This is a genomic window from Flammeovirga agarivorans (genome assembly GCF_012641475.1).
Classification (GTDB): domain Bacteria; phylum Bacteroidota; class Bacteroidia; order Cytophagales; family Flammeovirgaceae; genus Flammeovirga; species Flammeovirga agarivorans.
The window spans coordinates 1-666 of the sequence record NZ_JABAIL010000092.1 but is presented as its reverse complement, the minus strand read 5'-3'; the positions used below and the strand labels follow the sequence as shown (position 1 = coordinate 666).

Below are 666 nucleotides of genomic sequence, written 5' to 3'. Positions count from 1 at the left end.
ATAAAAGTCAGCGATTACATCGTTGTCCTCGTAGGTCTTGACCATCGTCTCACGGACTGCCTTAAAGAGATTCCCGGCGTCCGCTGGAATGGTCCCGAAGGAGTCGTGAATGAGCGCGAAGGAGTCAATCCCGTAGACCTCGTTAGCGTGCACTACGGTCATGCGCAGGTGACTACCATCCTGTGAGTGCACAAAGTTAGGCGCGATGCCCGACTCTTGCTTGTGCGCGTCAATCTCTTTGGTGTCCCCTTTGTTGTACGTCATGAACACGTTGGCCTGACCCAGAAACGTCAGCTTCAGCCGCGCTTGGTCACGCTTGTGGTATTCCTGCCACACCGGGAAGCCGTCTGGTGTTACCCAGTGGATTGCGCAGCGCTTACGAAGTACCTCTTTGGTCTTCTTGTCCTTGACTTCAGCAGCCAGAAGCTTAGCGGCAGACTTCAGCCAGTTCATCGCTTCGACAGCAGCCACTACGGTCACGGTCACAGCGTCCCAAATCAGCTTAGCCATGTAGCCAGCCGCTTGGTTCGGGTGAGTGAACATCAAGCCCTCACCGTTATCAATAGCGGGCTGCACGGTATCCTCAAGAACTTGCTGGCGGAATCCGAACTCCTTGGAACCATACGCCAACGTCATGACTGAACGCTTAGTTACCTTGCGGGTCAC

At 54.7% G+C, this 666-nt stretch carries 1 protein-coding gene; it reads right to left on the bottom strand.

The window, feature by feature from the left end; genetic code table 11:
- Positions 1–666: DNA-directed RNA polymerase (locus HGP29_RS28395; protein ID WP_211093466.1), on the bottom strand; the 666-nt coding region annotated here is incomplete at both ends.